17 protein-coding genes are annotated in these 13839 nt (G+C 71.8%); 7 read left to right on the top strand and 10 right to left on the bottom strand.

What is annotated here, in order from left to right:
* Positions 1-35: 35 nt before the first annotated feature.
* A complete protein-coding gene (locus ACZ6QO_RS29435; protein ID WP_465855276.1) occupies positions 36-929 on the bottom strand; it encodes a universal stress protein in 894 nt (297 codons plus the stop codon).
* A gap of 199 nt (positions 930-1128) precedes the next feature.
* A complete protein-coding gene (locus tag ACZ6QO_RS29430; RefSeq protein WP_465855274.1) occupies positions 1129-1797 on the bottom strand; it encodes a CBS domain-containing protein in 669 nt (222 codons plus the stop codon).
* A gap of 240 nt (positions 1798-2037) precedes the next feature.
* Between ACZ6QO_RS29430 and ACZ6QO_RS29425 the strand changes: the two genes are divergently transcribed.
* A complete protein-coding gene (locus ACZ6QO_RS29425; protein WP_465855272.1) occupies positions 2038-2484 on the top strand; it encodes an Hsp20/alpha crystallin family protein in 447 nt (148 codons plus the stop codon).
* A 73-nt stretch (positions 2485-2557) separates the two neighbouring features.
* Positions 2558-2875, top strand: coding sequence for a MerR family transcriptional regulator (locus ACZ6QO_RS29420; RefSeq protein WP_465855270.1), 318 nt, complete (start codon positions 2558-2560; stop codon positions 2873-2875).
* 76 nt (positions 2876-2951) lie between these two features.
* Here ACZ6QO_RS29420 and ACZ6QO_RS29415 read toward each other — a convergent pair whose 3' ends face one another.
* The 3 genes from ACZ6QO_RS29415 to ACZ6QO_RS29405 form a co-directional block, all read right to left on the bottom strand.
* A complete protein-coding gene (locus ACZ6QO_RS29415; RefSeq protein ID WP_465855268.1) occupies positions 2952-4127 on the bottom strand; it encodes a zinc-dependent alcohol dehydrogenase in 1176 nt (391 codons plus the stop codon).
* Positions 4124-4597, bottom strand: a complete 474-nt coding sequence (locus ACZ6QO_RS29410; RefSeq protein ID WP_465855266.1) for a hypothetical protein — start codon at positions 4595-4597, stop codon at positions 4124-4126. Before ACZ6QO_RS29410 ends, ACZ6QO_RS29415 begins: the two co-directional genes overlap by 4 nt.
* 1123 nt (positions 4598-5720) lie before the next feature.
* On the bottom strand, positions 5721-6053 hold the full coding sequence (locus tag ACZ6QO_RS29405; protein WP_380842871.1) for a histone-like nucleoid-structuring protein Lsr2: 333 nt from the start codon (positions 6051-6053) through the stop codon (positions 5721-5723).
* A 423-nt stretch (positions 6054-6476) separates the two neighbouring features.
* Between ACZ6QO_RS29405 and ACZ6QO_RS29400 the strand changes: the two genes are divergently transcribed.
* The 4 genes from ACZ6QO_RS29400 (at position 6477) to ACZ6QO_RS29385 (ending at position 8694) form a co-directional block, all read left to right on the top strand.
* The gene (locus ACZ6QO_RS29400; protein WP_465855264.1) at positions 6477-7340 is read left to right on the top strand and encodes an NAD(+)/NADH kinase; all 864 of its coding nucleotides are present in this window, start codon (positions 6477-6479) and stop codon (positions 7338-7340) included.
* A 148-nt stretch (positions 7341-7488) separates the two neighbouring features.
* Positions 7489-7908: a fluoride efflux transporter FluC gene (locus ACZ6QO_RS29395; protein WP_465855262.1), complete on the top strand. Its 420-nt coding sequence runs from the start codon at positions 7489-7491 to the stop codon at positions 7906-7908.
* The gene (locus ACZ6QO_RS29390; protein ID WP_465855260.1) at positions 7905-8258 is read left to right on the top strand and encodes a DUF190 domain-containing protein; all 354 of its coding nucleotides are present in this window, start codon (positions 7905-7907) and stop codon (positions 8256-8258) included. The genes ACZ6QO_RS29395 and ACZ6QO_RS29390 overlap by 4 nt, the downstream gene beginning before the upstream one ends.
* 73 nt (positions 8259-8331) lie before the next feature.
* Positions 8332-8694, top strand: coding sequence for a fluoride efflux transporter FluC (locus tag ACZ6QO_RS29385; protein WP_465855258.1), 363 nt, complete (start codon positions 8332-8334; stop codon positions 8692-8694).
* Here ACZ6QO_RS29385 and ACZ6QO_RS29380 read toward each other — a convergent pair.
* The 5 genes from ACZ6QO_RS29380 to ACZ6QO_RS29360 all read right to left on the bottom strand — a co-directional run bounded on the left by ACZ6QO_RS29380 (position 8684) and on the right by ACZ6QO_RS29360 (position 12735).
* A complete protein-coding gene (locus ACZ6QO_RS29380) occupies positions 8684-9658 on the bottom strand; it encodes an alpha/beta hydrolase (RefSeq protein WP_465855256.1) in 975 nt (324 codons plus the stop codon). The two genes, ACZ6QO_RS29385 and ACZ6QO_RS29380, sit on opposite strands and share 11 nt — an antisense overlap.
* Positions 9659-9889: 231 nt before the next feature.
* Positions 9890-10714, bottom strand: coding sequence for a DUF3618 domain-containing protein (locus ACZ6QO_RS29375; protein ID WP_465855254.1), 825 nt, complete (start codon positions 10712-10714; stop codon positions 9890-9892).
* Positions 10711-11133: a phage holin family protein gene (locus tag ACZ6QO_RS29370; RefSeq protein ID WP_465855252.1), complete on the bottom strand. Its 423-nt coding sequence runs from the start codon at positions 11131-11133 to the stop codon at positions 10711-10713. Before ACZ6QO_RS29370 ends, ACZ6QO_RS29375 begins: the two co-directional genes overlap by 4 nt.
* Positions 11134-11187: 54 nt before the next feature.
* Complete coding sequence (locus tag ACZ6QO_RS29365) at positions 11188-12186, bottom strand: DNA topoisomerase IB (protein WP_465855251.1); 999 nt, start codon at positions 12184-12186, stop codon at positions 11188-11190.
* A gap of 123 nt (positions 12187-12309) precedes the next feature.
* Positions 12310-12735, bottom strand: a complete 426-nt coding sequence (locus ACZ6QO_RS29360; protein ID WP_465855249.1) for an SPW repeat protein — start codon at positions 12733-12735, stop codon at positions 12310-12312.
* A gap of 380 nt (positions 12736-13115) precedes the next feature.
* On the opposite strand from ACZ6QO_RS29360, the gene ACZ6QO_RS29355 reads away from it, so the two are divergent.
* A complete protein-coding gene (locus tag ACZ6QO_RS29355; RefSeq protein ID WP_465855247.1) occupies positions 13116-13835 on the top strand; it encodes a GNAT family N-acetyltransferase in 720 nt (239 codons plus the stop codon).
* Positions 13836-13839: the final 4 nt, after the last annotated feature.

The following is a 13839-nucleotide window of genomic DNA, read 5'->3' as shown; positions in this document are numbered from 1 at the left end:
GGACGGAAGGGATGTTTCTGACATTTACCCATTAATCAGACAGCGGCCCGCGACGGCTCGCCGGCGGGCTCGCGGGGGTGGACCACCGCGACAGGGCAGCGGGCGTGTTGCAGCACCCCGTACCCGACCGAGGTTCCCATGCCGGAGCCGTACACGTCCCCGTGCGCGCCCGAGCCGACGACCACGAGGTCGGCCCGCCGCGAGGCGTCCGACAGGGCCGGGACCGGATGCCCGCGCACGGTGTGCCGCCGCATCATGACGCCCGGGTACCTGTCCCGCCACATCTCCAGGCGCAGCCGCACCTCTCTGTCCACCTCCCCGGACGCCTCGGTCAGACCGCCCGCGGCGGCCGTCGCGTACGGCGAGAACGGCGGCGTGCGCCAGGTGTGCAGAACGCGCAGCCGCGCTCCCCGCAGCATGGCCTGCCGCAGGGCGTAGTCCATGGCCGCCTCCGACACGTGCGAGCCGTCGTAGCCGACGACGATCTCGCCGTGGCGGGCGGGCGTCGCGCGGCGGACCACGACCACCGGTCCCACGGCCCGCCAGGCGACCGACCGGCCGACCGAGCCGAGCACCACCCCGGCGAAGCCGCCCAGGCCGCGGCTGCCCAGGATCAGCTCGTCGGCGTCCTCGGCCTCGGTGCGCAGCCTTTCTGCGGCGGCGCCGGTGACCAGGGCGGTGCTCACCTCAAGGCCGGGCGCGTAGCCGCGCACCCATTCGACCGCGGCCGCGAGCACGGCCCGCCAGTACGCCGGCAGGGCGTCGCGGAACCAGGGCGCCGCCCTGTACGGGTAGTCCGCCGTCCACGGCTCGCGCACGTGCACGATGCGCAGCCGCGCCCCGGTGCGTACCGCGTCGTCCGCCGCCCACTCGACCGCGGCCGCGGCCGACGGGGAACCGTCGACGCCGACGACGATCTGTCCGGCCATGGCGCACCTCCCCCTCAGTGCCCTCGCTGCTGCCCTCAGTGCCTTAACGGCCCATCACGCCCTGTCCGCTGCTTCCACCATCACACGACCGCCCATCGGCGACGACCGGCGCCCTCCCCTCCCAGGGCCAGGCTCCCCGCTTCGGCCGAGCGACGTTCGGCGTTCGGGCGTTCGGGCGTTCGGAGGGCACGGCGGAAGTTCAGAGGTACAGCGGAGGCACGCTGATCAGGTCGTCGGTGCCGAAGCCGAGGCGGTCGTCGACCTCGATGACGCCGTCGACCTCGTGCACGCCCCCGACCACCAGCGGGATCTGCGAGCGCAGCGGGACCGTCCCCGCGAGGACCACCAGCCCGTGCTCCACCAGGATGGACAGCTCGCGCGGCTCCACACCGGCCCGGCGGACGGCCTCCTCGACATCGGCGAGCACCTCGGCGGGCGGCCGGACGAAGATCTTGAGGAGGTCCGCCTGGTGCACGGTTCCGACGATTTTGCCGGTGACGCCGTCCACGACGGGAAGCTGCTTGATCCGGTGCTCGTGCATCAGCCGGGCCGCCTGCCTGACCGGCGTCTCCTCGGTGACGGTGATGGCGGGACTGGTCATGACCTGGGCGGCCGTGCTCCCGGCGGCCTTGACGTGCTCCCTGCGCCTGCCGCGGCCCTCGAAGACCGCGCCGGCGCGCTCGGCGTCGATCTCCTTCAGCAGCAGGTCGTCGGCCGAGACCACCCCGATCGGCCGCCGATCGGGGTCGATGACGGCGACGGCGCCGACCTTGAAGCGGCGCATCGTCTCGACCAGATCGGCGAAGGAGGTGTCCAGCCTCACCGCTATGGCGACCCTGCCCATGACGTCGCCGACATTCATGATCATGGCTGCCTCCCCTGTTGGCGTCCTGTTTCCGAGCATCTCGCCGGCCGGGAAGGGCTGTCAGCGGCGAAGGTCCCGGTGGCGAGGGACCTTAGGCTCGGCGCCTCTCACCCCCGCCCGGAGGGCGGGCGCGGCGACGAAGATGGACTCGGAAACAGGACTTGCATCGAGCGGAGGAGCCAGGTAACCTACAACTGAACTTGGAGGTTTCCTCAACCTCGACACACAAAGGAGGTTCCGGAGATGCTGTTGACGTCGATCGATCCTTTCGTCCAGGAGGTGGAACGCCAGTTCGACCGCCTGACTCGCGGCACCCTGGGTCGAGCCGAGGGAAGCGTTCACGGAGTCATGCCCCTCGACGGCATCCGCCGCAAGGATGACGTCGTCCTCCGCTTCGACCTTCCCGGCGTCGACCCCGACTCGATCGAGGTGACCGTCGACCGCGGCGTGCTGACCGTCAGCGCGCGCCGCGAGGAGGAGCTCTCCGAGGACGACCGCATGTTCGTCCGCGAGCGCCAGATGGGCACCTTCACCCGCCGCGTGTACCTGTCGGAGCACCTGGACAGCGACGCCGTCGACGCCGCGTACCACAACGGGGTCCTGCAGGTCCGCATCCCCGTCCTGGAACGCGCGAAGCCCCGTAAGGTCGAGATCCAGCGCGGGGGCGACACCAGGGCGATCCGCGCCTGACCCGACACGACCGTCAGACGATGGGCCGGCGCCGCCTGAGCGCGGCGCCGGCCCGACGCGCCTGGAGGCGCCCATGAACCGGCTTCCCATCGACGACCACCACGCGCCGCTGTACTCGCTGGGGCAGGTGGCCGACATGCTCGCGGTGCAGCAGTCGTTCTTACGCCGCCTCGACGAGTTCGAGGTCGTCCGCCCGCAGCGGTCCTCGGGGGGACAGCGCCGCTACTCGCGCGCCGACATCAGTCGCGTGCAGTACGTCGCCGAGCTGTCCGGAGAGGGCATGACGCTGATCGCGATCCGCCGCATCCTGGAGCTCGAACAGCAGGTGAGAGCGCTGAAGGCCGAGCTGGAAGCCACCCGCCGCCTCCTCCCCCCCGCACCCCCCGGCTGACCGCGCCGGCGCATTCGGCCCGGCGGGCCGGGGTGTCGGCGCGCAAGGTGTCCAGGGTGTCCGTCCATGGGAGCGTTCAGGCCCAGGGGCGGAAGACCGCTCGGACGCAGCCGTCCCTCTTGTTCTTGAACAGGTCGTAGCCGCGGGGCGCGTGCTCCAAGGGCATGGTGTGCGTCGCCAGGTGGCCCGTGCGCAGATCCCCCTTGCGCACCATCTCGAGCAGCTTGGGGATGTAGCGCTGTCCGTGCTGCTGCGCCGCCCGGACGGTCAGCCCCTTGTTCATCATCGCGCCCAGCGGGAACTTGTCGACCAGCCCCGCGAAGACGCCCAGGATGAACACCGACCCGCCCTTGGAGCAGGCGTAGATGGCCTCGCGCACCGCGGCCGGGCGGTCGAGTTGCAGGCCCATCCGCTGCTTGGCCTTGTCGTACAGGCGCTGCGGCCCGGTGCTGTGCGCTTCGAGGCCGACCGCCTCGATGCAGACGTCCGGCCCTCTGCCGCCGGAGCGCTCCTTGAGCTCGGCCACCACGTCCGTGCGCGTGTAGTCCAGCGTCTCGGCACCCACGTGGCGCTCGGTCATCATCATGCGCTCGGGGAACCGGTCGATGGCGATCACCCGCTCGGCGCCCATGAGCATCGCCGCGCGCGCCGCCATCTGGCCGACCGCGCCGCATCCCCACACCGCGACGACGTCGCCGGGCTTGACCCCGCCGAGGTCGGCGCCCATCCACCCGGTCGGCGCCGCGTCCGAGCAGAACAGCGCGTCCAGGTCGCTCACCCCGTCGGGCACGGTGAAGGCGCCGTAGTCGGCGAACGGGACCCGCACGTACTGCGCGTGGCTCCCCTTGAACTCGCCCATGGAGTGGGAGTAGCCGTACACCGCGCCGGGCGTCTGCCCGTACAGCATGTCGGTGAACGCCGGGTTGGTGTTGGAGTTGTCGCACGCGGCCCACAGGTCGTTCTGGCAGTACCAGCAGCGTCCGCAGCCGATGAACGAGGCCACGACCACGCGGTCGCCGACCTTGTGCCTGCGCACCTCCGTGCCGACCTCGACGATCTCGCCGAGGAACTCGTGCCCGATGACGTCGCCCGCCCGCATGGCCGGAATGTAGCCGCCCAGCAGGTGCAGGTCGGACCCGCAGGTCGTGGTCAGGTTGACCCTGACGATGGCGTCCTGGGCGTTGAGGATCCGCGGGTCGGGGACGTGCTCCACCGCCAGCTCGTTCACACCCTGCCAGCACAGTGCCTTCACAGCCGTCCCTCCCCGCCCGCGCGCTGCGTCGCGAGATCCAGCATCCGTCCGGGGACGGTGGGCCGCCTGGTGACGGGCTCGTCGCCCCGCAGCACCTCCCCGGTCTCCAACAGGCACTTGGACTCCCGCAGTGCCCTGCGCACCGCCTGGCGCGGGTCCTCGCCGCCGAGACGGGCGAGCACCTCGTCGACGCCCGTGGGCACCACCGCGAGCGGGCGGGCGCCGAGTTCGGTGCCGCGCCCGCCGGGCGCCTCGCGCACCCGGACCTCGACGGTGTCGCCCAGCCGGGCCAGCGGCTCAGGGAGCCGCCCGTCGGACACGACCTCTTCCGGACGGCGGTTGACGGTGACCATCAGCCAGCGGCTCGCCGCCTGGTGTGCCCTGACCTTGGTACGGCGCGACGAGAGCCATCGCATCACGCCCAGGCCGATGCCCCCCAGCGACATCGCCCCCAGAACAGCACGTTTCATTGCCCTCTCCCCCTTGATGGACAACTGCTCCGATGGCTACCCGTTCCACCCCGGCGCTACGTCGGCGCGGCGGGCACTTGAGGAGGAGTTGACGCCGCCGTGATCGCGTCGTGGTCACCACGGGGCGCGTGATGGCCGCGTCCGGCCCCGTGACGCCGGGGGCTCCCTGAGTGCGCGGGGAGTCATGCTCCTATGACTTATAGGAGTAGAAAGGTGCGACATACAGCCATACGCCGGACCGTACGCCCGCAAAGGTACGGGAGGCATTCGAGCCCGCGGCGGGGGGTCAATACGCCCGAGGCGCGACATTGCGTTATCGCGATCGCCGGCGGCGCGGACGACTGGGAAGGGCGCGCGGCGGCGAATGTCCGGAAGCGGACAGCGGGAGCGGCCCGCCACGCCGGCCGCGATTGGCCGGTCCCGGAAATGCAGGACAATCCCGCCCGCCGTGGTCATTCCATTACCAGGCATGAGGTCAGGGCAGGTGCGAGACCGGCGCCCTCGCCGGATCGGTTCGGCGGCCTCCGGCGGACAAGACGGGGTGCGAGCGGCCCGAGGCTGGAAGCGCTCTCACAAGATAGTGATGGGGCAAGCTCGGCGCGTCAAGCGCCATGGCGGGACGGATGAGTTCGGATTGGCATGGGCGCCGGCCGCCGGCATACCCGGCGCCTCGGCGCGCCAAGGCACGGGAGTGCTTGTTGTGCGGTGATCGACGCCCTCGCGCACCCGTTAAGCGCGGAAAGCAACCCTGTCGACGGCGTGCGGCCTGCCCACGATTTCCGGGAACTCCTCCAGAGCCGGGCGGCGCACGGCTAACACGTAACCACGGTAAGGAATAGTGCTCATAGTGACAAAATCGCTGAAGTCAGCACTACCCTCTCGCGAATGACGACCATCGGACGCACCGACGAGCCGGCCGGACGGACACGCGTGGACGCCGCGAACCCGCAGGTCAGCCCCGTCGTCCAGGAGACGCCGGAGATGGGGCGGGGCCGTCCTCCCCACTCGGACGGCCTCTGCCCGCTGCGAGCACGGCGGCCGCAAAGGCGGTCCGCGTGCGGTGATCCAGACGGCGGATCACCCGCTCGCCGGGCGACTAAACCGGGCGGGACGGGTTAATCATTCACTGCGCCGCTTCGTACTGCGCCACGATGTGCGAGGCGATGCGGCCCCGCTCGCTGACGTTCAGGCCATGCGCCTTGGCCCATGCGCGGATCTCGGAGCTTTTGTCACGAGAGGGACGCTGGGAGCCGCCACGCTTGCGCCCCCGCGCGGGGGCGCTCTCGGCACGGCGAGCGCTGGAGACGAAAGGCGAAAGAGCCTCGCGGAGATTCCTGGCGTTTTTGTCGTTCAGGTCGATCTCGTAGCTGGTGCCGTCAATCGCGAAGACCACGGTCTCTTTTGCTTCGCCGCCTTCCAGGTCGTCGATGAGAAGCGTCTGGATCTGTGTCGCCATCTTCCACTCCTTTCACAGAGCTTAGTTCAACACCTCAAGAATATACCCGATTTCCGCGCCCTCCCACGCGCGGAACAGGGCGATGCATTGGCCGTCTCTTGGCCTAAGTTAGCGAGGTTTCCGGCGCGCACCCCGTTTATCCGCGCCGACCAGCGCGTCATCCGCCCAGAACAGCGGCTCATCGACTGCCAAACTGGTGTCAGCACCACTTAAATAGGCGATCGCGGATGGTGTCGACTACACAATCAACGCGGCGACCGCCTTCTCACCGCACAACGCGGCGGCCCCGCGCTATCGGCGAGCGGCTCACGAACGCCGGCCGGCGGGCGGCCCGGCGGACGGGCGGCGGGCGTTCGGGACGGCGGCGGGCGGACGGGCGGACGGCGGCGTCGTGAGGGGCGCCGCCCCCGTACAGTTGCGAGCATGGGCATGGTCAAAACCGTAGGGCTGGTGCTGCACCCGCAGCGGGACTCCAAGGAGGCCATCGACACGATCGTCGAGTGGGCCCGCACCAGGAACGTCACCGTGCTCGGCCTGCCGGACGAGGTCGACCGCATCGACTGCAGCGCCGTGCGCGTGGACGCCGCCACTCTGGTGGAGCGCGCCGACCTGCTGGTGAGCCTCGGCGGCGACGGCACAATGCTGCGCACCATGCGGCTGGCCTCCGGGCGCACCACTCCCGTCCTCGGCGTCAACCTCGGCAAGCTCGGCTTCCTCGCCGAGATCGACGTCGACGAGCTTCCGCCCGCGCTCTCGGCCATCGACAACCACCACTTCACCGTCGAGCCTCGTATGGCGGTGCGGGCCTTCCTGCCCGACGGCCAGATGGTCACCGCGTTCAACGACATCGCGCTCGTGCGGATCCCCGGCGAAGGGCTGTCGGCGGTGTCCATCTCGGTGGCCGGACAGCCGTTCGTCCGCTACGCCTCAGACGCGGTCATCGTGGCCACCTCCACCGGCTCCACCGCCTACAACTTCTCCGCCGGCGGCCCGCTGGTCTCGCCGCTGGTCGAAGGCTTCCTCGTGGTCCCGGCGGCGGCCCACTCGTCGTTCAACCGGGCCCTGGTGCTGTCGGCCGACGAGGAGGTCGCCCTCGAACTGCTGCCGACCAGCGGGCAGCTCGCCATCGAGGTGGACGGCTCGGTCGGCGGGCGGCTGTCGCCGGGCGACGAGCTCACCGTGACGGCGGTGCGCTCGGCCGGCCGCGTGGTCCGGCTCGGCACCACCACCTTCTACGAGCGGGCACGGCGCAAGCTCCGCGTCAGCGGCAGCGCCGAGGTCGACTGACGGAGATGACGTAGGTGAGCACCTCCGGCCGGGTCTGACGCCGGGCCTCCGCGCCGGCCGCCGTGACGACCGGTTGGGCGGCGCCGCGCATCCCGGCCCCTCGCGACCCGGCGATCGGCCGTCCCGCCTCCGTGGATAAGGTCGGTTCATGGACGCGTCGCCTGGCCCGTGGGGCACGCTCGGGGTGATCTCCGCAGGCGGGGTGATCGGCACCCTCGCCCGGTACGGGCTCGGCCTGGCGTTCCCGCACCCGCCCGGCGGCTTTCCCTGGGCGACGTTCTCCGTCAACGTCGCCGGCTGCCTGCTGATCGGAATCCTGATGACCACGATCACCGAGGTCGGCCAGGTCCACCGGCTGCTGCGCCCCTTCCTCGGCGTCGGGGTGCTCGGCGGATTCACCACCTTCTCGGGGTACGTCGTGGACATCGGCGGCGCGGCCACCGCGGGCGCGCCCGGCATCGCGCTCGCCTACCTGGCAGGGACGGTGCTGTGCGCGGTGCCCGCGGTGTACGCGGGAGCCGTCCTCACCCACGCGGCGCTGCGCCTGATCCGTACGAGGCGGTCATGATGAAGATCGAAGGTCCCGCGGTCCGGTTGTCCGTCTTCGTCGGCGAGTCCGACCAGTGGCACCACCGGCCGCTCTATCACGAGATCGTGCGCCGCGCCCACGAGGCCGGGCTGGCGGGGGCGAGCGTCGTCCGCGGCATCGAGGGTTTCGGGGCCGCCTCACGCATCCACACCTCCCGCATCCTGTCGCTGTCGGAGGACCTTCCCGTTGTGATCATCATCGTGGACGCGGAGGAGCGGATCCGCGCCTTCCTTCCCCGGCTGGACGAGCTTGTCACCGAAGGGCTGGTGGTCCTCGATCCGGTCGAGGTCATCCGCTACGTCCCCCACGACGAGCAGGACCGGCCATGACCGTCCCGCGCACCGCCGTCACGCACACCGCCGCGCCGACCGTCGCGGCCACCGTCCGCGCCGGGGGCACAGCGTGAACGTGCTGCTCGTGGCCGTCGGCGCGGCGGTGGGCGCGCCGCTGCGCTACCTGGCCGACCGCGCCGTGCAGGGGCTGCACGACGCGGCCTTCCCCTGGGGCACGTTGACCGTCAACCTCGCCGGGTCGGCGCTGCTGGGTTTCCTGGTCGCGCTGCCGGCGGGTGACGGCGCGATGGCGCTGCTGGGCAGCGGGTTCTGCGGCGCGCTGAGCACGTACTCGACCTTCGGCTACGAGACGCTCCGCCTGATCCAGAACGGCGCCCGGCTGCTCGCGGTGGTGAACGTCGCCGCGAGCATCGCGGCCGGCCTCGCCGCCGCCGGCTGCGGCGCGCTGCTGGCCCACCTCATCAGCGGCTGAGCGCGCGGCGCAGGGCCGCCGTCCGTTCCGCGGTGGCCCTGCGGCTGAGCTCGGCGCCGGGCACCAGCGCGTCGAAGCCGTGGAACGCCCCCGGGTACAGGTGGAACTCGGTGGACACCTCGGCTTGGGCGAGCCGCAGGGCGTAGCCGGCGCACTCGTCGCGGAAGACCTCCAGCTCGCCGACGTCGATGTAGGCGGGCGGCAGCCCGGCCAGGTCGGCGGCCCTGGCCGGCGCGGCGTACGGCGGCACGCCGTCGGCGCCGACCGCGTCGCCTAGCAGCATCCGCCAGCCGAAGGCGTTGGCCGCGCGGTTCCACGCCACCGCCTCCTCGAACCGCACGGCGGAGGGGGTGGCGTTCCGGTCGTCGAGCATGGGCGACAGCAGCAACTGGAAGGTGACGGCCGGGGTGCCGCGGTCGCGGGCCAGCAGGGCGGTGGCCGCGGCGAGCCCGCCGCCCGCGCTCGAACCGCCAACGGCGATGCGGGCAGGGTCGACGCCGAGTTCGCCCGCGTTCTTCGCCGTCCACACCAGGCCGGCGTAGCAGTCCTCGACGGGCGCCGGGTGCGGGTGCTCGGGCGCCAGGCGGTACTCCACCGAGACCGCGACGCAGCCCAGCTCGCGCACGAATGCCGCCACCCTGGCGTCGTCCATCTCCACCAGGCCGAGGATCATCCCGCCGCCGTGGATCCAGTACAGGCACGGCACCGGCTGCGGGCCGCGCCGCTCGGCCGGACGGTAGACGCGCACCCTGACGTCGGGCGCTCCGTCCGGGCCGGGCACCAATCGGTCCTCCGTCGTCACGGCGGGCCCGGTGAGCGGCGGCATGGCCGCGAACGCGCCGGCCATGCGGCCGCGCAGCTCGGGCAGGTCCCGCGGGGACATCCGGGCGAAGTCCACCGGTGGGACGAAGGCGTGCTCCAGCCCGGCGGCCAGCTCGGGGTCCATGTTGGGATGCGGCGGCATGCGGTTCACCTCGTGCGGTCTGCCGCGGGCCGGCGCGGCGGAGCGGTGGGCTCCGCCGCGGCGGGCGGCGGGGCGGGCGGATGCCAGGTGGCACGCCTTCTCCGAGCATCCGCCCGCCCCGCCGCCGCTCACAACCACGACATGCGGCCCATGACCTGGTGTTTCCCAACCGGTCGCCGGTCCGGGAGCACGATCGGCCGCGGCCCGTCATCATGCGGTCCGGGAGCGCGGTCAGCGGCGGCTCGTCATCATGCGGTCGCGGGCCCGCCTGGCCGCGTGCCAGGCCTCGTGCGTGGTGCTGGGGCGGGTGCGCCGCCGCACCCAGGCGAGCAGGCCGGCTCCGGCCATGGTGGCGGCGCCCGCCGCGATGATCGCGCCGGGACGGCGCCTGGCCTGGTCCGAAATCTGCTCGGCCATGCTCCTGAGCCGCCCGGGCATCGGCTCGCCGGTGCTCGCGCCGAGGCCCAGCCCGGTGTCCATCTGCGCGTCGGTGCTCGTGGCGCCCTCGCCGGACCGCGCGTGGGAGGCGGCGCCGCGCAGGCGGTCGGCCATCTCGGCGGCCTTCTCCTTGGCGGCAGCCTTGGTGCCGGCCACCTTCTCCTTGGCCGCGGCCTTGGTGTCGGCCACCTTCTGCTGCGCCCTGGACTTCACGTCGGCCTTGTACGCGAGCGCCTCCACCGTGCGGCCGAGCTCTTCGCGGGTGCGCGAGATGTCGTCGCGCAGCCGGTCGGCCTCGGAGACGCGCGTGCCGCCGCGCTCGCCGTCCGGCGAGGAGTGGCCCGGTCCGGTCGCGGCCCGGCCGGGCTCGCCCGCCGTCCCGCCGGACATGCCGCCGGACTCCGCGGCCCTGACCGGCGTCTCGGACAGACCGGCGAGCGGGTCGCCCCTGCCGTGGCTGACCACGGGTTTCACGTACGGCTTGGGCGGCGCGTGGACCTCGGGCACGTTGAGCGACGGCCCGGCGGACTCCGGGGTCGCGGTGCCGGGTTCCTGCCTGTGCAGGCCCACCTCGCCCGCGGTGGGGCGCTGGGTGGCGCCGATCGGGTCTTCTGTCATCGGTGTGCACTCTCCTTCACGGCGTCGACGTCTGCCTTGATGCTGCGGATGGCCTCCTCGGGCAGCGGCGGCGTGGCGCCCGCGACCTGCCGCTTGCCGACCAGCGCGAGCACCGCGGCGACGATCAGCAGGACCACCCCGACGATGAGGGCGGCGATCCACGGCGGGAGCACCAGGGCGATCAGCATGATCAGCGCGGCGACCAGCGCGCCGCCGCCGTACAGGGCGACCACTCCGGCGCCGCCGAACAGCCCGGCTCCGCGGCCTGCCCTCTTGCCCTTCCTGGTGAGCTCGATGGTGGCCAGCCTGATCTCGTCCCGCACCAGCCGGGAGACGTCCTCCGACAGATGCTTGACCAGGTCGGCGGTCGAGAGGGAGGCGTACGGGTTGGTGGCGGGGCGTTCCTTCAACTCGGTCATGACGGTTCCCCTTCCTTTCCCCTGGCACCGGCGGGCGGCGCCGGCGGGGAGCGGCTATGAACGACGGAGCAGGGCGATCACCGCGCGTTCGACGGCGCCGTGCGTGGCGAGTTGCCCGAAGTCGGTGTCGGCGCCGAGATCGACGAGCGCCCGCTCGATCGTGCGGCCCCTGTCGAACGCGTCGATCACCCGGGGGTCGACGTAGGAGGCCCGGGCGACGGCCGGAGTGTTGCCGAGGTAGTCGGCGACCTCGTGCATGACGCGGCTGATGGCGCGCTTCCTGCCCGTCCTGTTACGGGTCCTGGCGGAGACCGCGAGGCCCACGGCGGCCAGCACGGTGGCGTGCCAGGTGCGGAAGTCCTTGGCCGTCACCTCGAAGTCCATGGTCTCCCGCAGGTAGGCGTTGATGTCCTCGCTGCGCACGTCGACCCATACCGACCCCTCCTGGTAACGCAGCAGTTCCCCGTCCCCGTTGTCGCGGTGGAGCGCGGAGACGATCTCGCACACATCGGCGTCGATGAGCCGTACCTCGCGGAGTTTGCCGCCCTTGGCGGGATACGCGCAGGTCACCTGGCCGTTGCCGCAGGACACGTGCTCCGTGCGCAGCGTCGCGAGCCCGTAGGACTCGTACGACTCGCCTCCGACGCGGAAGAAGCCGATGTCCAGCATGCGCGCGGCGGCCGCCAGGACGCGATCGCGGGTGAGACCGTCTCGCTCCAGGTCCTTGCCGACGCGTTCGCGGAAGGCCGGCAGCCGCCGCGCCATCTCGCACACGCGGTCGAACTTGGCGCGGTCCTGCTCCTCCCGCCACACGTCGTGGTACCGGTACTGCCGCCTGCCGGCCGTGTCGGTGCCGACGGCCTGCACATGGCCCTCGGCGTCCCGGCAGATCCACACGTCCCGCCACGCCGGCGGAATGGCGAGTGCTCTGATCCTGACGAGGGCGCGCCGGTTCTTGACCGGCCGTCCGTCAGGCCAGTGATAGCTGAACCCGCGTCCCCGGCGCTTGCGGCGGATGCCCGGTTCGGCGGGGTTGCTCTGTCGCAGCTCCACGACGACCCCATACCCGTGCTGAACGCGGCAAACGGCCGGACAGCCGCCGAGGCCGCCGCGCCGCCCGGCGAGAGAGCGCTCCGGGTGTGGGGGCAGGCCCGCCACACCCGGTCGGCCGCTCCTCTACTGCCGCATCGGCATCTTGCGGGTTCCCACCGCCATGGCGCCGAGGCCGAGCAGCAGGATGACGATGCCGGTGATGACGTTGTTCCAGATCGACCCGGTCGTGTGGGATCGGATGATCCACGGGGACAGGATCGTCCAGACCCCGAGGATCGGCGCGATCCATGTCAGCCCGTACGTCCGGCCGAACGCCGACGCGAACCCCAGGGCGAGGGCGGCCAGGGCCAGACCGGTGACCATATTGCTCACCGATAGCCGGGACAGGCCGTTGAACCCCACCACCCACGGGGATATGGCCAGGTAGAGCCCGGCTAGAAGCGTCAGCCCGTCTATCACCTGCGCCGCCGTGCTGGAACTTGCCCGCTCATACTTGGCCCGCATGGCCACGATGTCGGGGTGCGCTTCCAGGCCGGTCGGTCTAGTCATGACCTCACCGCCTCCCGTTTTTCTTTCGCGGAACGGATCAATTTCGCCATACCCGTAAAGAGGTCGCGGTCACGGTGACCTGGGCAAATAATTCCAATCGTCATGACTGATCATCAGATTAGCCCGCATAGGCCGACCATTCCGTTCAACCCCACCGTCCGGCCGGCGTAACCCACCCCGCCCCCACGGAGCCCGCGCCACCCCGCCCTCGCGGGGCCCGTCCGGGGCCGGGCGGCTTCGACGACCCCACACCGGCCGGCGCGGCCCCAGTCGAGCTTGACAGCCCCGAACCCCGGATGGTTACTTAGGGCTGCCTTACCTTATTTAGGTTAGCCATACCTAACCTTTACCTGCCCCTTCCTCAGACATCCGGAGGCCGCATGCCGGCGCACGGCAGCACCACGTCCAGCACTGGCCCCGACCATGTCGGACGACAGGACGCCGACCCGGCCGGCGCGGCCGACCTGGCCGGCGCGATCGGCGCGGCCGGTTCCCTGGCCGGGCCGCCTCCCCTGCCCGCGATGACGGCGCCCTGGCGGGTGACCGTCGTGGACCCGGGAGCGGGCGAGGTGCAGTTGGTGCAGCGTTGGATGAGCACCCCGCACGTCGCCGACGCCTGGGACCAGGCATGGCCGCTGGAGCGGTGGGAAGCCGAGATCACACGGCAACTGGCCGGCGCGCACTCCCGCCCCTGCCTCGCCTACCGCCACGACCGTCCGGTGGCCTACCTGGAGATCTACCGGGTGGCCCGTGACCGGCTCGCCTCCCTCTACCCGTACCGGCCGCACGACCTGGGCGTCCATGTGGCCATCGGGTCCCCCGAGGACACCGGGCGCGGCCTCGGCAGGGACCTGCTCAGGGCCGTCGCCGAGGGGCTGCTGGAAGCCGAACCCGCCTGCGCCCGCGTGGTCGCGGAGCCGAACATCGTCAACGGCCGCTCCCTGCACGCCTTCGCCCACGCCGGCTTCACCCGCGTCGGCGAGGTGACCATGCCGCACAAGACCGCCGCGCTGCTCGTCCGCCCCCGCACCCCGGACGACCTGCCGTCACCGCGCCGGCCCGCCACGACCACACGGGCACCCGGCCACGCCGCGCCATGACCGT

The organism is Sphaerisporangium sp. NPDC049457 (genome assembly GCF_055586705.1).
Note: the sequence above shows the minus strand (reverse complement) of the source record. Positions and strands in the feature narration are given on the sequence as shown.

Excerpts from the sequence above, each read along its gene's own strand:
- ACZ6QO_RS29435 (WP_465855276.1), bottom strand. The coding sequence starts at position 929 with ATGGCCGGACAGATCGTCGTCGGCGTCGACGGTTCCCCGTCGGCCGCG.
- ACZ6QO_RS29430 (WP_465855274.1), bottom strand. The coding sequence starts at position 1,797 with ATGATCATGAATGTCGGCGACGTCATGGGCAGGGTCGCCATAGCGGTG.
- ACZ6QO_RS29425 (WP_465855272.1), top strand. The coding sequence starts at position 2,038 with ATGCTGTTGACGTCGATCGATCCTTTCGTCCAGGAGGTGGAACGCCAG.
- ACZ6QO_RS29420 (WP_465855270.1), top strand. The coding sequence starts at position 2,558 with ATGAACCGGCTTCCCATCGACGACCACCACGCGCCGCTGTACTCGCTG.
- ACZ6QO_RS29410 (WP_465855266.1), bottom strand. The coding sequence starts at position 4,597 with ATGAAACGTGCTGTTCTGGGGGCGATGTCGCTGGGGGGCATCGGCCTG.
- ACZ6QO_RS29405 (WP_380842871.1), bottom strand. The coding sequence starts at position 6,053 with ATGGCGACACAGATCCAGACGCTTCTCATCGACGACCTGGAAGGCGGC.
- ACZ6QO_RS29400 (WP_465855264.1), top strand. The coding sequence starts at position 6,477 with ATGGGCATGGTCAAAACCGTAGGGCTGGTGCTGCACCCGCAGCGGGAC.
- ACZ6QO_RS29395 (WP_465855262.1), top strand. The coding sequence starts at position 7,489 with ATGGACGCGTCGCCTGGCCCGTGGGGCACGCTCGGGGTGATCTCCGCA.
- ACZ6QO_RS29390 (WP_465855260.1), top strand. The coding sequence starts at position 7,905 with ATGATGAAGATCGAAGGTCCCGCGGTCCGGTTGTCCGTCTTCGTCGGC.
- ACZ6QO_RS29380 (WP_465855256.1), bottom strand. The coding sequence starts at position 9,658 with ATGCCGCCGCATCCCAACATGGACCCCGAGCTGGCCGCCGGGCTGGAG.
- ACZ6QO_RS29375 (WP_465855254.1), bottom strand. The coding sequence starts at position 10,714 with ATGACAGAAGACCCGATCGGCGCCACCCAGCGCCCCACCGCGGGCGAG.
- ACZ6QO_RS29370 (WP_465855252.1), bottom strand. The coding sequence starts at position 11,133 with ATGACCGAGTTGAAGGAACGCCCCGCCACCAACCCGTACGCCTCCCTC.
- ACZ6QO_RS29360 (WP_465855249.1), bottom strand. The coding sequence starts at position 12,735 with ATGACTAGACCGACCGGCCTGGAAGCGCACCCCGACATCGTGGCCATG.
- ACZ6QO_RS29355 (WP_465855247.1), top strand. The coding sequence starts at position 13,116 with ATGCCGGCGCACGGCAGCACCACGTCCAGCACTGGCCCCGACCATGTC.